Genomic DNA, 17,439 nt, shown 5'->3' on the forward strand with positions numbered 1-17,439 from the left:
CATGACGGACAGGACGAACGACTCCCGCGGATACCCGGACAGGGTGGACGTCGCGATCATCGGAAGCGGGCCGGCGGGCGCCGCCTACGCCCGCATCCTGAGCGAGCGCTCCCCCGGGGCCTCGATCGCCCTGTTCGAGGTCGGGCCGACGATCAGCGACCCGCCCGGGACGCACGTGAAGAACATCGCCGATCTGCAGGAGCGCGCGCGAGCGCAGCGCCGATCGGAGGGACCCCGTCCCCAGGGCGAGACGTCGACCGACACCCTGGACGGCTACGCGACCGACGCCGCGCGGATGCAGCGGGCCGGGACCTTCCTCCTGGCCGACGGTTGGAAGCAGCCCGGTGAGGACGGCCTCCCCGCCGCCGCGATGTCGAGCAACGTCGGCGGCATGGCCGCGCACTGGACCGGCGCCTGCCCGCGCCCCGGCGACAGCGAGCGGATCGCGTTCCTGCCCGACCTCGACGAGCTCCTGGACGAGGCCGAGCGACTCCTCTCCGTCACGGCCGACGCCCTCGGCGACGCTCCGCTGGCCGGCGACGTGCGCGCCCGGCTCTCCGCCGCCCTCGACCGGGGCCGCGCGGCCGACCGGCGGGTGCAGCCGATGCCGCTCGCCGTCCGCCGCACCGAGGACGGAGCGCTGATCTGGTCCGGCTCGGACGTGGTCTTCGGCGACGCCACCCGCGAGAACGAGCGCTTCACGCTGTTCGACGAGTCCCTCGTCACCCGCGTCCTCACCGAGGACGGCGCCGCATCCGGCGTCACCGTGCGCGACCGGCGCACCGGCACCGAGCACGACGTCGCCGCCCGCTTCGTGGTCGTCGCCGCCGACAGCCTCCGCACGCCCCAGGTGCTGCACGCCTCCGGCGTCCGCCCCGAGGCGCTCGGCCGCTACCTCAACGACCAGCCCCAGATGGTCCACGGCGCGATCCTCACCGACGTGCCCGAGGTCCCCACCGCCTCCGGCTCGGACACCGCGATCACCGCGCAGAGCGGCGTGTCCTGGGTGCCCTTCACCGACGAGCACCCCTTCCACGGCCAGGTCATGCAGCTGGACGCCTCCCCCGTCCCGCTCGACTTCGAGACGATCCCCGGCTCGATCGTCGGGCTCGGCTGGTTCTGCGCCAAGGACCTGCAGGCCTCGGACCGCGTCGCGTTCTCGGACGACGAGACCGACGAGTACGGGATGCCCGCACTGCGGATCCACTACACGCTCACCGAGAAGGACCGGGAGACGCAGGCGCGGGCCCGCGAGTCGATCCTCGCCGCGGCTCTGGCCGTCGGCCGCCCCCTCGGCGACGAGCCGCGCCTCTTCCCGGCCGGCGCCTCCCTGCACTACCAGGGCAGCGTCCGGATGGGTGAGACCGACGACGGCACCTCCGTCTGCGATCCGACCGGCCAGGTCTGGGGACACCCCGGGCTCTTCGTCGCCGGCAACGGCGTCATCCCGACCGCGACCGCCTGCAACCCCACCCTCACCGGTGTCGCCCTCGCCGTGCGCGGGGCCCGCCGCATCGCCGAGGAGCTCGGCCGATGACCGCCCCCACCCCCGGAGCCCCCGTGACCGACCTGCCCCGCCTCGACCGCTCCGCCCGCCCCGTCCAGCTGATCGTGGACGGCGCGCCGTTCCTCTGCCTCGGCGGGGAGCTGCACAACTCCAGCCCCTCCGACCCCCGCCACATGGCGGCGATCTGGTCGACCATCGGCGCGTCCGGGGTGAGCTCGATCGTCGCCCCGATCGGCTGGGACCAGGTGGAGCCCGTCGAGGGCGAGTTCGACTTCGCCGTCCTCGACGCGCTGCTCGAGGGCGCGCGGTCCGCGGGCGTGCGTCTCGTGCTGATCTGGTTCGGCGCCTTCAAGAACGCCCTCTCCACCTACGCCCCGACCTGGGTCCGCGCCGACACGACGCGGTTCGAGCGCTCGGACCGCGGCCCCACGCCGATGCGCGCGCCGCTCACCTACGAGGGCTCGATGCCCCGCCCCGGGCTCTCGGTGTTCTCCGACGAGCTGCGCCGCGCGGACCGGACCGCCTACACCGCGCTGATGGAGCACCTCGCCCGCATCGACGAGGCCCACACCGTGATCATGATGCAGGTGGAGAACGAGGTCGGCCTGCTCGGCGCGAGCCGCGATCTCTCCGGCGCCGCGCAGGAGGCCTGGCTCTCCCCCGTCCCCACCGCCCTGGTCGAGGCCGTCTCGGCGGAGCCCGGCGGCTTCCACGACGACGTCGTCGCGCTCTTCCAGCGCTCCCGCCCCGACGGCTCCTCCTGGCAGGAGCGCTTCGGCGACGACGACCCCGTGGCGGACGAGGTCTTCATGTCGTGGGGCTACGGCAGCTACCTCGGCACCCTCGCCGCGGCCGGCAAGGCGGTCAAGGCCCTGCCCGCCTACGCGAACGCGTGGCTCGGCCCGCAGCCCGGTCAGGACTCGCCGGGCCAGTACCCGAGCGGCGGCCCGACCGCGCGGATGCGGGGTGTGTGGCGGGTCGCGGGGCCGGCCCTCGACTTCGTGTCGCCCGACATCTACGTCCAGAACAGCGAGCCGGTGATGCGCGAGTACTCGGCCCCCGACAACCCGCTCTTCATCCCCGAGGCGCGCGTCCTCGCGGGCGACGCCTTCCGCGCGATCGGCGGCTTCGACGCCCTCGGCTACCACGTGTTCGGGGTCGACGACGTCCGCGAGGGCAGCCAGCTCTACGGCGCCTTCCGGCAGCTGCTCGCCCTCGCCCCGCAGATCCTCGAGGCCCAGCGCGACGACCGGATCATCGGCTTCGCGCTCGACGCCGGAACGGAGTCGCTCACCGCGGAGATCGGAGGGATGACCGTCGTCGCGCGCAGCGCACCGAGCATGCTGGCGACCCTGCTCCTGGACGTCGGCGTCCGGCTGCCTGAGCCGGCTCCCCTGCCCGACGAGAACCTGCCCACCGCGCACGCGCCCTCGCCGGCCGATGCCCGCGCCTTCGGGATCGTCCTGCAGACCGGTCCGCTCGAGTACCTCGCCGTCGGCCAGCAGACGATGATCGACTTCAGCCGCGACGGCGTGGAGGTCGAGATCGACAGCCTCCGCGAGCTGCGGCTCGAGGACGGCGAGTGGGTCGAGGGCCGGATCCTCAACGGCGACGAGCGGCTGATGATCCTCGGCGCGCACGGCGTGACGGCGGTACGCGTCCGGCTGCTCGAGATCCCGGCGGCCTGAGCCGATGCCTCAGCGGAGGAGGACGACATGAGGTCCGTCGTCCGCTGGGGCGTCGCCGGGACGGGGCCGATCTCGCAGCAGATCGCGCGGGACCTCGCCCTCGTCGACGGCGCGGAGCTCTTCGCCGTCGCGTCGCGCACCGAGGCCGCCGCCGCGGTCTTCGGCGACGAGTTCACGATCCCGCTCCGGTTCAGCGACTACTCGGCGATGCTCGACGCGGACCTCGACGCCGTCTATCTCGGCACCCCGCACGTCACGCACTTCGCCCTGGCGAAGGAGGCGCTGCAGCGCGGGCGCCACGTCCTCTGCGAGAAGCCGCTCGGCCTCGACGCGGCCGAGGTGCGCGAGCTGGCCGCGATCGCGCGCGAGGCGGGCGTCTTCCTCATGGAGGCCCTGTGGATGAGGTTCACCCCGCTGACGGCCCTGGTGCGCGAGATCGTCGACTCCGGGGAGATCGGCGAGGTGCGCGCCGTGCAGGCGGCGTTCGGCGCGCCGTTCCCGCGCGACGGCTCCAGCCGCTGGCAGCGCGGCGGCAGCTCCCTCCTCGACCAGGGCATCTACCCGGTCACCCTCGCGCACCTGATGCTCGGCGAGCCGGAGAGCGTCACCGCCCGCGGCGTGATCGATCCCCTCGGCATCGAGCTCAGCACGCACTTCACCCTCGAGTACGGGGGCGGCCGGTTCGCGCAGGGCGCGAGCTCGATGGTCGAGTTCCTCGCCGGCACCGCCACCGTCTCCGGGAGCACCGGCTGGATCGGCCTCGACCCCGGCTTCTGGTTCGCGTCGGGCCTCACCGTGAACGGCTACGGCCCGGCGGGGCCGACCTCCCGCCGGATCGAGGTCGCGCGGGAGGGCCACGGCTACGTCCCGATGCTCCGCGAGGTCACCCGCGCGATCGCCGCGGGGCTCCTCGAGCATCCCCTGCACACGCTCGAGGAGACCGCCGCCGTCTTCGACACCCTGGACGCGGTCCGACGCGCGGCCGCGGGGTAGCGGCCCGCCCGTCGCCCGCTACTGCACCGACCACCCGCCGTCCGACGCCAGGACGACGCCGTTGACGTTCGCGGAGTCGTCGCTGAGCAGCCAGGTGATCGAGGCCGCCATCGTGTCGGCCGAGACCACCTGCGGGATCAGCGCGAAGAACGGCGCGAGGCGCTCCTGCGCGAACGCGCTCGACATCGTGCCCTCGATCGCCGTCGCCGTGGGGCCCGGAGCGACCGCGTTCGTGCGGATGCCGGCGGGGCCGTAGAGGAACGCCGAGGACTTCGTGATGCCCACCACCGCGTGCTTGGACGCCGTGTAGGCGGTGCCGGCGGCGTTGCCGCGCAGCGACGCCTCCGACGCCACGTTCACGATCGCGCCGCGACCGGCCTCGAGCATCAGCGGGAGGACCGCGCGGCTGAGCGCGAAGGTGCCGTCGACGTTGACCGAGAACACCCGGCGCCAGAGCGCGTCCTCCGTCTCGTGCAGCGGGGTCATGCCGTCCATGATCCCGGCGATGTTCGCGAGGCCGTCGATGCTCGCTCCGGCCGCCGCGACGATCGCGGCGACCCCCTCGGCCGAGGTGATGTCGGCGACGACCGTGACGACGGAGCCCTCCGGGGACGCCTCGGCGAGCGCCTCGACGCCGGCCGGCACGACGTCGACGGCGATCACGCGGCCGCCCTCGCGCACGATCCGCCGCGCGGTGGCCCGGCCGATGCCGGAGCCGGCGCCGGTGACGACGACCGTCCGGCCCGAGAAGCGGCCCGACGCGGCCTGGGCCGGCTCGTCCGACTCCTCGGGCGGCAGCACTCCGTCGTTCGCCTGCCTGACGAGCGTGTCGACGAGCTCCTGCGGGAAGCTGCCGCCGCCGAGCTCGACGAGGGTGCGGAGGCTGAGCCCGGCCGCCGGGCGCAGGTCGTCGGCGGACCGGCCGCCCTGCGCCAGGATCCCGCGGAGCAGCGGGCCGCCGACGGCGTCGTCGAGCCATTCCTGGACGGTGTTCTTCGAGGTGAGGACGGTCATGGTTCCGGTCTCCTTCATGAGGGGTGGGGATGGTGGGAGTGGCGCGCGGGAGCCGGGATCACTGCGGGACGCCGTCGGCGAGGGCGTCGAAGCGGTAGACGAAGCCGCCGTCCGGGCCGCTGATCGTCGCGTAGGCGTTCGTTGTGCCGGGCTCGATGGCGATGTTCGTCGCGGAGCCGAGACCGGTCGCCTCGTCCTCGGGGACCGAGATCGTCCGCAGGAGCGCGCCGTCGGTGTCGTGGACGAGGATCTCCGGGCGGCTGTGCAGGCCGACGTAGAGGTTCCCGTCGGCGTCGACGGCGATCGAGTCGAGCTGGCCGACGCCGGGCGAGGCGTGCACCGCGGGGAAGGCGGTGGCGACCTCGGTGCCGTCCGCGCTCAGGGTGAGGCGGTCGATCCGGTTGCCCGTGTTCATGCTCACCCACAGCTCGCCGTGGTCGGGCGAGAAGGCGATGCCGTTGGGCGAGGGCAGCTCGCTCGCGAGCACCGACGCCGCACCGGTCGCGGGGTCGACCCGGACCACGCGGCCCGAGGCGTCCCAGTACGGGTCCTGCGCCCCGGCCGCGTCGGTGACGTAGAGCGCGCCGTCCTCGCCGAACGCGATGTCGTCCGGCTGCATCGGCACGCCGTCGACCGGTCCGGTCACGACGTCGCGGACGTCCTCGCCGTCGGCGGTCATGCTCCGGACGGAGCCGCTGAGGAAGTCGGTCACGTACAGCCGGCCGTCCTCCGGGTGGAACTGCGCGGAGGTGAGCGCCGAGGCGTCGTCGGTCCAGACCTGCTCGACGCTCTCCTCGTCCAGGTCGATCCGCAGCACCTTGCCCGCGCCGGGTGGGGCGGTGACGTCGACGACGTAGAGGCCGCCGTCGGGTCCGAAGACGGGCCCCTCGAGCAGCGTCATGCCGGTCGCCTCGTGCACCTCGGTGACCTGCAGCACGCGCTCGGCGGTGACGACGGAGCCGGTCGGGTCGGAGGGCGCGGCCTCCGGGTCCGCCGTCTCGGTGCAGCCGGCGAGCGCCCCCGCGAGCAGCACCGGCACGGCGATCACCCGCCGCCTCATCGGGAGGCTCCCGCGTGCGCGCCGACCAGCACGTCGTCCATCCCGTCCTCGCGCCAGGCGCGCAGCAGGCGGTGGAACGCGATCGGTCCCGGGCTGTAGGTGGCGCCGCCGATCGAGCGGGTGCCCTCGCCGTTGTAGTAGCCGGGCGTGCACTCGGCCTGGAAGGCCCGGGTGTCGGCCGCGGTCTCCTGCACGGTGCGCACCCACGCGTCCTCCGCCTCGGCGCTCGGCTCGAGGTACCGCGCGCCCACCTCGCGACCGCGGGCGATGACCGCGGCGATGTGCTCGGCCTGCTCGAGCAGGATGTGCGCGAAGTTGACCGAGTTGGCGTTCTGGATGCCGCTGAGGTGGAAGAGGTTCGGGAAGCCGTGCGACGAGAAGCCGTGCAGGGTCCGCGGTCCGCGCGCCCACGCCTCCAGGAGCGTCCGGCCACCCCGGCCGACGACGGGCAGCGTGCCCGACATCACTCCGGAGATCCCCACCTCGAACCCGGTCGCGAAGATCACGCAGTCGACCTCGTGGGCGGTGTCGCCCACGACGACCTCCGTCTCGGTCATCCGGGTGATGCCGCCGGTGTCCGCGGTGTCGACGAGCCGCACGTTCGGCCGGTTGAAGGTGGGCAGGTAGATGTCGCTGAAGCCGGGGCGCTTGCACATGTACCGGTACCAGGGCTTGAGCGCCGCGGCGGTGGCCGGGTCGTGCACCTCCGCGTCGACGCGGGCGCGGAGCCGGTCCATCGTGTCGAGGTCCGCCAGCTCGTCGCGCAGCTCGCGCTCCTCGGCGGGCAGCGTCGCATCGACCGCGCCGGAGAGGATCTGGCGCTGCAGCTCGACGGTCGTCGTCCAGCCGTCCTGCACCAGCGACTCGTCCACCGGCTCGCCGGCGAGCACGGCGAGGAAGTTCTCCATCCGCTCGCGCTGCCAGCCGGGGCGGAGCGAGGCGACCCACTCGGGGTCCGTCGGCCGGTTGTCGCGGACGTCGACCGTGGAGGGCGTGCGCTGGAAGACGATCAGCTCGCGGGCGTCCTGCGCGACGAGCGGGATCACCTGGAGCCCGGTCGCTCCCGTGCCGACCACGGCGACCCGCTTGTCGGCGAGGCCGGTCAGGCCGCCGCCGGGGGTGCCGCCGGTGTAGCCGTAGTCCCAGCGCGACGTGTGGAAGGTGTGGCCGCGGAAGGTCTCGATGCCCGGGATGCCGGGGAGCTTCGGCTGGGTGAGGGTGCCGGAGGAGGTGACCACGAAGCGGGCGCGGAACGCATCGCCGCGGTCGGTCTCGACGAGCCACTCCTCCGCGTCCTCGTCCCAGGTCAGCCCGGTCGCGCGGGTCTGGAAGAGGGTGTCGCGGTAGAGACCGTAGTGCTCGGCGATCGCGACGGCGTGCCGGCGGATCTCCTCGCCCGGCGCGTAGCGCTCGGACGGGATCGTGCCGACCTCCTCGAGCAGCGGCAGGTAGACGGAGGACTCGACGTCGCAGCGCACCCCCGGGTAGCGGTTCCAGTACCAGGTGCCGCCGACGTCGCCCGCCTCGTCCATGAGGCGGAGAGACTCCACGCCCGCCTCGCGCAGCCGCGACGCCGTGAGCAGGCCACCGAAGCCGGCGCCGATCACGAGGGCCTCGACGCGGTCGGTCACCGGCTCGCGCTCGACCCGCTCGGTGTACGGGTCCTTCGCGTAGTAGCCGAACTCCCCCGCCGCGCGCCGGTACTGGGTCGCCGCGTCGGGCCGGGCCCGGCGGTCGCGCTCGGCGCGGTACGTCCGGCGCGCGGCGTCGAGGCGGCGCTCGTCGTCGGGGCCGAGGATGCTGTCGGGGCTCGGGATGCCGTCGGGGCTCGGGATGCTGTCGGTCATGCGTGCTCGCTCTCGTCACGCGCATCGGCGCGATTGCGGACCCCGGAGGGCACGGCGGCGGGACTCCCCCGCGGGCGCCGACACGACTCCGGATCGGTTCTTGCTGTCCTCGAAGGTTAGCTCGAAGCTAAGTATTCGTCCTGGGGATCCGCCGAGTCCTACGGTGGACCCATGGATCCCCGTGCCCAGGCCCTCTCGGACATCGAGCGGCTCTCGATCGCGATCACGGTCCGGTCGATCCCCCGCGTGCTCGCCCCGCTGCTGACCACCGAACTCACCATCCAGCAGCTGAAGGCCCTGTCGGTGATCGTCACGACCGAGGAGGGCGCGACCGGCGCGGGACTCGCGCAGAGCTTCGACGTCTCGATGCCCTCGATGTCCAAGCTCGTCGACCGCCTCACCGCGAGCGGCCTGGTCGTCCGCGAGACCGACCGCGCCGACCAGCGCGTCCGCCGCATCCACGCCACCGACCTCGGCCGCGCCGTCGTCCGCCAGCTGATGGCCGCCCGCCCCGAGCTCGGCGAGGACGTCCTCTCCCGCCTGTCCCTCGCGGAGCTCGAGGCCCTCGAGACGGGCCTGCGCGCGATCAGCCGCGAGCTGCGCCCCGACCGCGGCTGAGCGCGGCGACCCAGGGCTCCTGCGGCCGCAGCTCGCGCACGACGACGTCGACCAGCACCCGCCCCGGCGTGCTGTCAGGGCTCGATGCCGAGCCGGTCGCCGCTCAGAAGGGGAGCTCGGCCTGCTCGACGGCGTGGAATCCGGCGCGCTGGACCTCGGCGAACGACGCGCCGACCAGGCGCTCGAGCACCGCGATGTGCGCGTCCTCGGCGTCGTCGGTCTCCGCCAGGGCCGCCTCCGCGTCGAGCGGAGCGCCGCTGTCCTCCACCAGCTCGCCGGCGAACTGCACGCGGAGGCGCTCCTGCGGTCCGATCGCCTGCACGACGTACTGGTCGGCCGTCCCGCCGAGGATCACGAGGTACAGCTGCGCGTCGCCCACCACCGTCTTCGCCGCCTCACCGAACAGCGGATCCGCGAAGACGACGTGCGGACCGACCTGCGCCGCGGTCAGCGCCGCGGCCATCGCGCTCGTCGCCTCCTCGAACGACGTCGCGGGACCTGCGGCCCCCACGCTCTCGAGCGTGCGGCGCGGAAGGACGCCGAGGGCCACGGTGTAAGCCATGCCGCCAGCCTCCCAGACCCGCCCCGCGTCCTCCAGCCCGCCCCTCCCACGCCGCTCGAACGGCGCCCCTCCATGCTGATCGAGTAGCGCCCGCAGGGCGCGTATCGAGATCCTCCGCGTCCATGCTGATCGAGTAGCGCCCCCGGGCGCGTATCGAGATCCCCCCACCCACAACCAGGGACATCCCCCATACCTCCGCCCCCCGTCACCGCCGAGACTCGACCCATGCCCCCCGCCGCCCCCCGCCCGCGCCTGCTCCGCGCCGTCCTCGTCGCGCTCCTCGGCGGCCTCGTCCTCGGCGGGCTCACCAGCCTCCTGCAGGGGTCCTTGCCCGGCCCCGTGAACTCCTTCGCCAACTCCTCCGGTGGCTGGTCGATGCTGGTCTTCGCCCTGGTCCGGATCGGCGGCGCCCGGCCCGTCGCGGCGGCGGCGCTCGGACTCCTCGCCTTCTGGGCCCTGCTCGAGGGCTACGACCTCGTGACCGCCGCCCGCGGCTTCGGCTACTCGCCGCCCTTCTCCGACGTGTTCTGGCTGCTCGCCGTGCCGGCCGGCCCGATCCTCGGCGCCGCCGCCGCGCTCACCCGGCACGGATCGACGCCGTGGCGCGTCCTCGCCGTCGCACCGCTCGCAGGCGTCCTGATCGGTGAGGGCGTCTGGGCCCTCGAGAACGTCGCCGACACCACGAGCCCGTTCTACTGGTGGCTCGAGATCGTCCTCGGCGCCGGCTTCCTCGTCCTCGCGGTGGTCCGGAGGCGTCCGCGGCTCCCGATCGCCCTCGCCGCCCTCGCGGTCACGGCGGCGGCAGCGGTCGCCTTCGTCGTGATCTACTCGGCGATGTGAACCGCCGCCGCCACGGGTCCCCCGCCCGGTCCGCCCTCGTCCTCGCGGGCCTCCTCGCGCTCGCCCTCTCCGGCAGCGCCTCCCCGAGCGCACCCGCCACTCCGTCCGCCACGGCACCGTCCTCTGCGCCGGCCACTCCGCCGGCCACCTCCTCCCCCACGGCCTCACCCACCCCGCGTCCGATCGACCTCTCCGCCGCCCTCACCGCCCTCGAGGCCGAGTTCGACGCCCGCATCGGCGTCAGTGCCGTCGACACCGGCACCGGCCGCCGCGTCGAGCACCGGCAGGACGAGCGCTTCGGCTACGCGTCGAGCATCAAGGCGCTGGCCGCCGCCGCCTTCCTCCGCACCGTCCCCGCCGCCGAGCGCGACGAGGTCGTCACCTGGACCGCCGCCGACGTCGAGGCCGCCGGCTACTCCCCCGTCACCCGCGAGAGCATCGGCACCGGACTGCCGCTGGCGCGGCTCGCCGAGGCCGCGGTCCGGCAGAGCGACAACACGGCCCTCAACCTGGTGCTCGACCGCCTCGGCGGCCCCGCTGCGCTCGACCGAGTCCTCGAGGAGCTGGGCGACGCGACGACCGACGTCGTCGACGAGGAGCCGGCGCTCAACACCGTGACACCGGGCAGCACCGCCAACACCACGACCCCCGCGGCCGCCACCGCCGACCTCACCGCCGTCGCACTCGGCGACGCGCTGACCCCCGAGGACCGCGCGCTCCTCGTGGACTGGATGAGCGGCAACGCCACCGGCGATGCGCTCATCCGCGCCGGGGCGCCCGAGGGCTGGATCGTGGCCGACAAGTCCGGCGGAGCGGGCGGCGTCCGCACCGACATCGCCGTCGTCACGCCGCCGGGCCGAGCCCCGATCGTGCTCTCCGTGCTCACCGCTCGCACCGACCCGGAGGCGGAGTACGACGACGCCCTGGTCGCCCGCGCGGCCGCGCTGGTGCTCGACTCCCTGCGCTGACGCCGACGCCGCGCGGAGGGTGAGTGCTTCTCCGACGGCCCGACCCCCCTCGGGGTGACGTGCTACCTCACGGATGTTGCCTATCCTGACGAAGCTGGAGGGCCCCTGAACCCTTCCACAGGCTCGACCGCCGCTCCCGAGGACCACCCGGAGGACGTCCGAGAGCACGCCGTGAGCCCTCCCCCGGGAGACGCGCGAGGCGCCCACCCGACCACCCGCTGCACAGCCACCCGGCTCTGCCGCGGCGGCGTCACCGCGGCAGTGCCGCACTCCGCCCGGAACGCAGCGACGCGTCCTTCGGTCCCTCTCCTCGCGAGGAGCGGACCCGATCCGCCGCCCGCTTCGAGGCTCCCTCGTCGACGTGCTCCGGGCGACTCCCCCACTCACAGCACGAGTCGATCGGACGACACCACATGGCCCGGACCACCCGCTCCAGAACGGCACCGCCCCGCACCCGCCGCCCCAAGGACCTCGCCCGCCTCCTCGCGATCGCCGCCGCCGTGGCGATCGCCGCGACCGGCCTGTCGATCCCGGGTGCCGCGGTCGCGTCGGCCGCCGAGAGCTCGGGCATCCACGGACCCGACGGCACGCACTACCCCTCGGACACCCCCGACATCCGCTCCGGAGTCTCCGACTACACCGTCGTCGACGCCGCCGCCAACGGCACGGCGATCCGCAAGGCCCTCGACTCGCTCACCCGCACCCAGATCGCGGACGGCGCCGTCGTCCGCGTCGCCCCCGGCCACATCTCCGACCTCTCGGCACTCAGCGGCTACCGGAACACCGGCAGCACCAAGGTGCTGGTCACCGCGCGCGACGGCTTCCAGTCCGTCACCGGCGGCAACTGGACGCTGCGCTCGGTCACCGGCATCACGCTGATGCGCTTCGACATCGACTCGCTCGACGTCAAGGGCGCGACGCACGCCTCCTTCGCCTGGCTCCGGATCAAGAAGAACTGGCTGGGGCTCGCCGCGTCCTCCGGCATCCCGGTGCGCGACGTCGAGCTGATCGAGGTCGTCGAGCCCGACTCGATGCTGAAGAGCGCCGACTCCGCGCAGATCAAGGCGTTCTCGCCCGACGTGATGAGCGACGTCCTCGTCGAGGGCAGCTACATCGCCCCGTCGTACTACATCGACTCCCCCTACGGCGGCTCGAACCCGCCGCGGCCGCACACGGACAGCCTGCAGATCGAGGGCGGCGGCGTCGTCGGCCAGATCACCCTCCGCGACACGGTCGTCTTCTCCTCCAACAACAGTGCGGTCATCCTCGGCGGCGTGCCGAACGTGTCCTTCGAGGAGGCGCTGATCGTCGGCGGCCCGCTCGCCGCCAAGCGCTACCCGTTCCTCCGCGGCGGCGCCGGCTACCCGGGCGCCCTGAACGGCGCCGGCAGCCTGAGCGCCGTGCAGGGCTCGGGCGGCGGCAACATCGACGCGTCCGACTCGATGCTCGCCGGCTCGCTGCAGCCCAAGTGGGACACGGTGACGAACACCGTCACCAACATCGCCGGCAAGACGGCGACCCGGGGCTCCTTCACCCTCGACACGACCCTGAGCTCGATGACCTCGGACGACCTCGACGCGATGAGCCCCCGCCCGACCACCGCGCGCCTCGTCGACATCTGGGACGACGTCGACCTCTCGACGCCCGAGCCCACGCCGACCCCGACCGCGACGCCGACGGCCACCCCGACCGCGACGCCGACGCCCACGGCGACGCCCACGCCCACCGCGACCCCCGAGCCCACCTCGACCCCCGAGCCGACGGCCACGCCCGAGCCCACCGCGACGCCCACGCCCGCACCCACGAAGACGCCGGAGCTCCCCACCCAGAACCCCGATGACGAGGACGGCGGCACCGGATCCGGCCCCGACACCACGGCACCGAAGGTCGCGATCACCTCGCCGTCCGCCGGCGCCGTGATCAGCGGGACGACGACGGCCACGGTCACCGCGACCGACGACACCGCCGTCACCGGAGTGGCCTTCTACATCGGCACCCTCAAGGTCGGCGACGGCGTCAAGACCGGCGCCGGCACCTGGTCGCTGACCACCAGCACCGGCGGCATGCGCGGCACCTTCCCGCTCACCGCCCGCGCGACGGACGCCGCCGGCAACGTCACCGCCAGCGCCCCGGTGACGGTCACCCTCCGCTAGCCCCACCCCGCACGCCCACGGGCCGGCCCCTCCCCCGAGGCGCCGGCCCGTCGGCGTCCCCGCCCCACGCGAAACGGCCCCGTTCATGCTGGTCGAGTAGCCGCGCAGCGGCGTATCGAGACCCACCCGCCATGCCCCCGGATCTCGATACGCCCTCTGCGAGGGCTACTCGATCACCATGTTCCGCCCACCGTCCCCGCCGCCCGAGCAGCCGCACGTCCATGCCGGTCAAGCAGCCGCGCAGCGGCCCCCTTCATGCTGGTCGAGTAGCCGCGCAGCGGCCCCCTTCATGCTGGTCGAGTAGCCGCGCAGCGGCGTATCGAGACCCACCCGCTGAACCCGCCGCATAGTACGCACCTCCGCCCCGTCAGCGCCAGAGCCCCACGGACGGGGGTGACCCCCTACAGTTGCGCATGGGACCGCCGCGCTCACCCCGCCGCTCCCACTCCCCCCTCCGCGCACGACCCGCCCTGCCCTCCCCGCACCATCCGCCCGGACCGCACCGCCGCGGGACTCCGAGACCCCTCTCCCCCGAGTGCTCTCTCCGCCGCGCGTCGAGGCTCCCCGCCACGAGTCGCTCCGGGCACCCCGCCCCCGCTGCCCGACCCGATCGGAACCTCCCCATGGCCAGAACCCCCGCCCCCAGGTCGTCACCCCCGTCGCGCGCCACGGCGCTCCTCGCCCGGATCCTCGCCGTCACGGCCGTCCTCGGAGTCGCCGTCACCGCGACCGTGGTCGCCGACGCCCCCGCAGCCTCCGCCGCCGTCGCCTCCGCGACCTCCGGCCCGGACGGCTCGCACTACCCCTCGGACACCCCCGACATCCGCTCCGGCCTCCCCGCCGGCAGCACCGTCGTGGACGTCGCCGCCTCCGGCCCCGCCATCCGCGCGGCGCTCGACTCCCTCACCTCCCGCCAGATCGCGGGCGGCGCCGTCCTCCGCGTGGCCCCCGGCCGCATCGCCGACCTCTCGGCGCTCGACGGCTACACCAACAGCGGCGCCGTCAAGGTGCTGATCACCGCCCGCGACGGCTTCCGCTCCGTGACCGGCGGCGACTGGGCGCTGCGCGGCGTCACCGGCATCACGCTGATGCGCTTCGACATCGACTCGCTCGACGTCAAGGGCGCCACGCACGCCTCCTTCGCCTGGCTGCGCATCTCGGACAACTGGCTCGGTCTCGCCGCCTCGGCCGGACTGCCGGTCCGCGACGTCGAGCTGATCGAGGTCGTCGAGCCCGACTCGATGGTCAAGAGCTCCGACTCGGCGCAGATCAAGGCCTACGCACCGGACGTCCTCAGCGACGTCCTGGTCGAGGGCGGCTACATCGCCCCCTCCTACTACGTCGACGCGCGCTACGGCGCCGGCCGCGAGCCGCGCCCGCACACCGACACCCTCCAGATCGAGGGCTCCGGAGTGACCGGCCAGGTCACCGTCCGCGACACGACGGTGTTCGCCTCCAACAACAGCGCCGTCATCATCGGCGGCGTGCGGAACGTCGCGTTCGACGGCGCCTTCATCGTCGGCGGCAGCACCACGACGCAGCGCTACCCCTTCCTCCGCGGCGGAGCCGGCGCACCCGGAGCGCTGAACGGCCCCGGCAGCCTCAGCGCGATCCAGGGCTCGGGCGGCGGCAACGTCGACGCGAGCGGTTCGACCTTCGTCGGCTCGCTGCAGCCCCGCTGGGACGCCGTCTCCGACACGCGCACGAACCTCCCCGGCAAGACGGCGCGATCGGGCGGCTTCACCGTCGAGCCGTCGCTCAGCTCGCTGACCTCGGCCGACCTCGACGCCCGCAGCCCGCGCCCGACCACGGCCTTCCTCGTCGGCATCTGGGACGACGTCGACCTCTCCGGCCGCCCCGCGGCGACTCCCCGTCCGACCGCGTCGAGCACCGCCGCGCCCGTCACTCCCGCGCCCGTCACCCCCGCGCCGACGGCTCCGGCTCCGGTTCCCACGACGAGCCCGGCTGCGCCCGAGGAGCCCGAGCTCCCGGCCGAGGACGACACCGCTCCGGAGGTGGCCATCACCGCCCCCGAGCCCGGCGACTCCCTCAGCGGCACGACCACCGCGACGGTGACCGCGACCGACGACGGCGGCGTCACCGGTGTCGTGTTCCTCATCGAGGGCGTCGAGGTCGGCGACGGCGTCCAGACCGACGAGGACACCTGGTCTCTGACCTCCGACACGCAGGGCCTGCAGGGCACGTTCGCGCTCACCGCCCGGGCGACGGACGCGGCCGGCAACACGAGCGAGAGCACCGCGGTCCCCGTGACGCTCGAGTAGGGACCCCACCCGTCGAAGGGCCGCCGTGCATCACGCAGGGCGGCCCTTCGTGCGCGCCCCGAGCGCGACGTCCCGCGCCAAGGAGCGGCGAGGAGGAGCGACAGCGGAGCACTGATGTGAGGCTGGCTCAGGTCACTCGACCTGCTCTGCCGCAACCCAGGAGTCGCACATGCCCTCACGCCCCTCACGACCGCACGCCCCAGCCCGTTCGGGCGGCAGACCGCTCGACGTCGCGACGTGCCTCGTCCTCACGGTCGGCCTGATCGGCTGCGCCGCGCCGGCCGCGCACGCCGCGGACACGCCGACCACCCCGAGCACCGCCGCGGCGACAGCGGGCTCGTCCTCGGCGCCGAACGCCGTCGAGCACCCCGCCCTCGAGCGCACGGTCACGGCCGTCTTCACGCCCCGCTTCATCGGAGTCGTCAGGGGTGTCGACTACGGGATCATCTACAAGGCGGACTTCACGGTCCGCCTCACGAACACCGGTGACGTGCCCCTGACCGTCGTGTTCGACGCCCTCGAATGGGGTCGCGAGTCCTCCATCCCACTCGCCGTCGGTGAAACGAAGGAGATCCTCGACGACGACAATCTCGACGAATACGAGTTGCCGGGCGGCGCCTTCCAGTACACCGACGCGGGCGTGGCCTACACCCCGTCGGGCGCGCAGATCGACGCGAGCATCGACGTCAGGCTGCCCGTTCCCACCTGGGACGCCGACCATGCGCGTCAGCCGTCCACGGCGCCGACCGGCGGGCCGGTCGCTCCGACGCCGGGATCGACGACGGCACCGACCACTTCTGCCCCGCGGGTGACGGTGACCATCGACGGCACGTTCCAGACGCAGCCGGGCGAGCTCGTCAAGGAGGGCACCCGCGTCGCGTTCGCCTACACCGTGAAGAACACCGGCGGGGTGAACCTGACGGACGTCCTCGGGCGCAAGCTCGCCGTCGGCGAGTCGTTCCTCCTCACGACGACCGAGGCCGTCGTCACGGCGCAGAACCTGAAGGACGGCTTCATCGCGGCCGAGTCGAAGGACGTGCGCGGCACCCTCCCCGACGGCCAGCGCATCGTCGTCTCGCCGGCGTTCGAGTACAAGCTCCCCATCCCCGAGAAGCCCCCGATCCCCGTCCCCGCGCCGGACCTGGACGTGAAGGTCACCGGGACGTTCGACGTGAAGGAGGGCGAGCCCGTCGTCGCAGGCACGAAGGTCACCTGGGTCGCCGCCGTCACGAACACCGGCAACGTCGATCTCCGCGACGTGACGGTCGCCGACGGCGACGCGCTCGCGTCGCTGCCCGTCGGATCGACCGGGGTGGTCTCCTACGAGAGCGTCGTCACCGACCGGGACGTGTTCAACCACTCGATCTTCATCGCCGCCCTGGCGACGGCGACCGCGCCGGACGGCACCGAGTACACCGAGCAGACCCTCGGCAGCCTCGCCATCCCCGCAGTGATCCCCGTCCCGATCGGACCCGACGCTCAGCAGACCGCGACCCCGATCGCTGGCGCGGCATCCCGGCCCGCCACCGAGATCTCCACCGCTGCGACCCCGGCGGCCGCTGCCGCGTCCGCCGTCCCGTCGTCCCAGCGGTCGACGGTGGGCCACCTCGCCTCCACCGGCTCCGATGCCGCCGCCGCGCTCCCCGCCGCGGGCGTCCTCGCGCTGCTCGGCGCCCTCGGCGTCCTCCTCGGACGCCGCCGCCGGAGGAGCGCGATCACGGATTAGAGCAGGTTCTCCTGTCCCGGAAGGGCCGCCGTGCAGTGCGCACGGCGGCCCTTCTCGCGCATTCATGCGACGTCGCGCGCCATCCCCACGGGTCAGACCTCCTGCGGCGCCGCGATAAGTGATTCTTGCTCATACCGATCACTTCGCCCGCCAGCCTCACAGGAGTTGCAGATGCACGCAC

General features: G+C 73.7%; 13 protein-coding genes. 9 read left to right on the forward strand and 4 right to left on the reverse strand.

All coding sequences use genetic code 11. From position 1 onward, the window contains the following. The first annotated feature begins 1 nt into the window (after position 1). Genes HQQ82_RS01270 through HQQ82_RS01280 form a run of 3 tightly spaced genes read left to right on the forward strand, consistent with a single transcriptional unit; the run spans position 2 to position 4,188 of the window. On the forward strand, positions 2-1,537 hold the full coding sequence (locus HQQ82_RS01270) for a GMC oxidoreductase (protein ID WP_173231290.1): 1,536 nt from the start codon (positions 2-4) through the stop codon (positions 1,535-1,537). Continuing rightward, positions 1,534-3,195 (forward strand): DUF5597 domain-containing protein, encoded by a 1,662-nt coding sequence (locus HQQ82_RS01275; protein WP_173231291.1) that lies wholly within the window; start codon positions 1,534-1,536, stop codon positions 3,193-3,195. The genes HQQ82_RS01270 and HQQ82_RS01275 overlap by 4 nt, the downstream gene beginning before the upstream one ends. Positions 3,196-3,222: 27 nt before the next feature. After that, positions 3,223-4,188 carry a Gfo/Idh/MocA family protein gene (locus HQQ82_RS01280; RefSeq protein WP_173231292.1) on the forward strand — a complete coding sequence of 322 codons (966 nt, stop codon included), beginning with the start codon at positions 3,223-3,225 and terminating at the stop codon, positions 4,186-4,188. Between the two features lie 18 nt (positions 4,189-4,206). On the opposite strand, the gene HQQ82_RS01285 is transcribed toward HQQ82_RS01280, so the two are convergent. Genes HQQ82_RS01285 through HQQ82_RS01295 form a run of 3 tightly spaced genes read right to left on the reverse strand, consistent with a single transcriptional unit; the run spans position 4,207 to position 8,109 of the window. Continuing rightward, the gene (locus tag HQQ82_RS01285; protein WP_173231293.1) at positions 4,207-5,202 is read right to left on the reverse strand and encodes an SDR family oxidoreductase; all 996 of its coding nucleotides are present in this window, start codon (positions 5,200-5,202) and stop codon (positions 4,207-4,209) included. Between the two features lie 58 nt (positions 5,203-5,260). After that, positions 5,261-6,250 carry an SMP-30/gluconolactonase/LRE family protein gene (locus HQQ82_RS01290; protein WP_216848133.1) on the reverse strand — a complete coding sequence of 330 codons (990 nt, stop codon included), beginning with the start codon at positions 6,248-6,250 and terminating at the stop codon, positions 5,261-5,263. An 8-nt stretch (positions 6,251-6,258) separates the two neighbouring features. Continuing rightward, positions 6,259-8,109, reverse strand: coding sequence for an NAD(P)/FAD-dependent oxidoreductase (locus tag HQQ82_RS01295; protein ID WP_173231295.1), 1,851 nt, complete (start codon positions 8,107-8,109; stop codon positions 6,259-6,261). Positions 8,110-8,280: 171 nt separating this feature from the next. Here HQQ82_RS01295 and HQQ82_RS01300 point away from each other — a divergent pair, with 171 nt between their 5' ends. After that, positions 8,281-8,727 (forward strand): MarR family winged helix-turn-helix transcriptional regulator, encoded by a 447-nt coding sequence (locus HQQ82_RS01300; protein ID WP_173231296.1) that lies wholly within the window; start codon positions 8,281-8,283, stop codon positions 8,725-8,727. Positions 8,728-8,830: 103 nt separating this feature from the next. Here HQQ82_RS01300 and HQQ82_RS01305 read toward each other — a convergent pair whose 3' ends face one another. Then, complete coding sequence (locus HQQ82_RS01305) at positions 8,831-9,289, reverse strand: hypothetical protein (protein ID WP_173231297.1); 459 nt, start codon at positions 9,287-9,289, stop codon at positions 8,831-8,833. A 225-nt stretch (positions 9,290-9,514) separates the two neighbouring features. On the opposite strand from HQQ82_RS01305, the gene HQQ82_RS19685 reads away from it, so the two are divergent. From HQQ82_RS19685 to HQQ82_RS01335, 5 genes are all read left to right on the forward strand, one after another. Further along, positions 9,515-10,129, forward strand: coding sequence for a DUF6518 family protein (locus HQQ82_RS19685; protein WP_173231298.1), 615 nt, complete (start codon positions 9,515-9,517; stop codon positions 10,127-10,129). After that, positions 10,126-11,097 (forward strand): class A beta-lactamase, encoded by a 972-nt coding sequence (gene bla / locus HQQ82_RS19690; protein ID WP_173231299.1) that lies wholly within the window; start codon positions 10,126-10,128, stop codon positions 11,095-11,097. The genes HQQ82_RS19685 and bla overlap by 4 nt, the downstream gene beginning before the upstream one ends. A 413-nt stretch (positions 11,098-11,510) precedes the next feature. Beyond that, entirely contained in the window at positions 11,511-13,250 is a 1,740-nt protein-coding gene (locus HQQ82_RS19480; protein ID WP_216848135.1) for an Ig-like domain-containing protein, read from the forward strand. Between the two features lie 623 nt (positions 13,251-13,873). Then, positions 13,874-15,532: an Ig-like domain-containing protein gene (locus tag HQQ82_RS01330; protein ID WP_173231301.1), complete on the forward strand. Its 1,659-nt coding sequence runs from the start codon at positions 13,874-13,876 to the stop codon at positions 15,530-15,532. A 169-nt stretch (positions 15,533-15,701) separates the two neighbouring features. Then, the gene (locus HQQ82_RS01335) at positions 15,702-17,258 is read left to right on the forward strand and encodes an LPXTG cell wall anchor domain-containing protein (RefSeq protein WP_173231302.1); all 1,557 of its coding nucleotides are present in this window, start codon (positions 15,702-15,704) and stop codon (positions 17,256-17,258) included. Positions 17,259-17,439: the final 181 nt, after the last annotated feature.

This window comes from Rathayibacter sp. VKM Ac-2856 (assembly GCF_013205055.1).
Taxonomy (GTDB): Bacteria; Actinomycetota; Actinomycetes; order Actinomycetales; family Microbacteriaceae; genus Rathayibacter.

Bases quoted from the DNA above. Each gene is read 5' to 3' on its own strand.
- HQQ82_RS01270 (WP_173231290.1), top strand. From the start codon at position 2: ATGACGGACAGGACGAACGACTCCCGCGGATACCCGGACAGGGTGGAC.
- HQQ82_RS01275 (WP_173231291.1), top strand. From the start codon at position 1,534: ATGACCGCCCCCACCCCCGGAGCCCCCGTGACCGACCTGCCCCGCCTC.
- HQQ82_RS01280 (WP_173231292.1), top strand. From the start codon at position 3,223: ATGAGGTCCGTCGTCCGCTGGGGCGTCGCCGGGACGGGGCCGATCTCG.
- HQQ82_RS01285 (WP_173231293.1), bottom strand. From the start codon at position 5,202: ATGACCGTCCTCACCTCGAAGAACACCGTCCAGGAATGGCTCGACGAC.
- HQQ82_RS01295 (WP_173231295.1), bottom strand. From the start codon at position 8,109: ATGACCGACAGCATCCCGAGCCCCGACGGCATCCCGAGCCCCGACAGC.
- HQQ82_RS01300 (WP_173231296.1), top strand. From the start codon at position 8,281: ATGGATCCCCGTGCCCAGGCCCTCTCGGACATCGAGCGGCTCTCGATC.
- HQQ82_RS01305 (WP_173231297.1), bottom strand. From the start codon at position 9,289: ATGGCTTACACCGTGGCCCTCGGCGTCCTTCCGCGCCGCACGCTCGAG.
- HQQ82_RS19685 (WP_173231298.1), top strand. From the start codon at position 9,515: ATGCCCCCCGCCGCCCCCCGCCCGCGCCTGCTCCGCGCCGTCCTCGTC.
- HQQ82_RS19480 (WP_216848135.1), top strand. From the start codon at position 11,511: ATGGCCCGGACCACCCGCTCCAGAACGGCACCGCCCCGCACCCGCCGC.
- HQQ82_RS01330 (WP_173231301.1), top strand. From the start codon at position 13,874: ATGGCCAGAACCCCCGCCCCCAGGTCGTCACCCCCGTCGCGCGCCACG.
- HQQ82_RS01335 (WP_173231302.1), top strand. From the start codon at position 15,702: ATGCCCTCACGCCCCTCACGACCGCACGCCCCAGCCCGTTCGGGCGGC.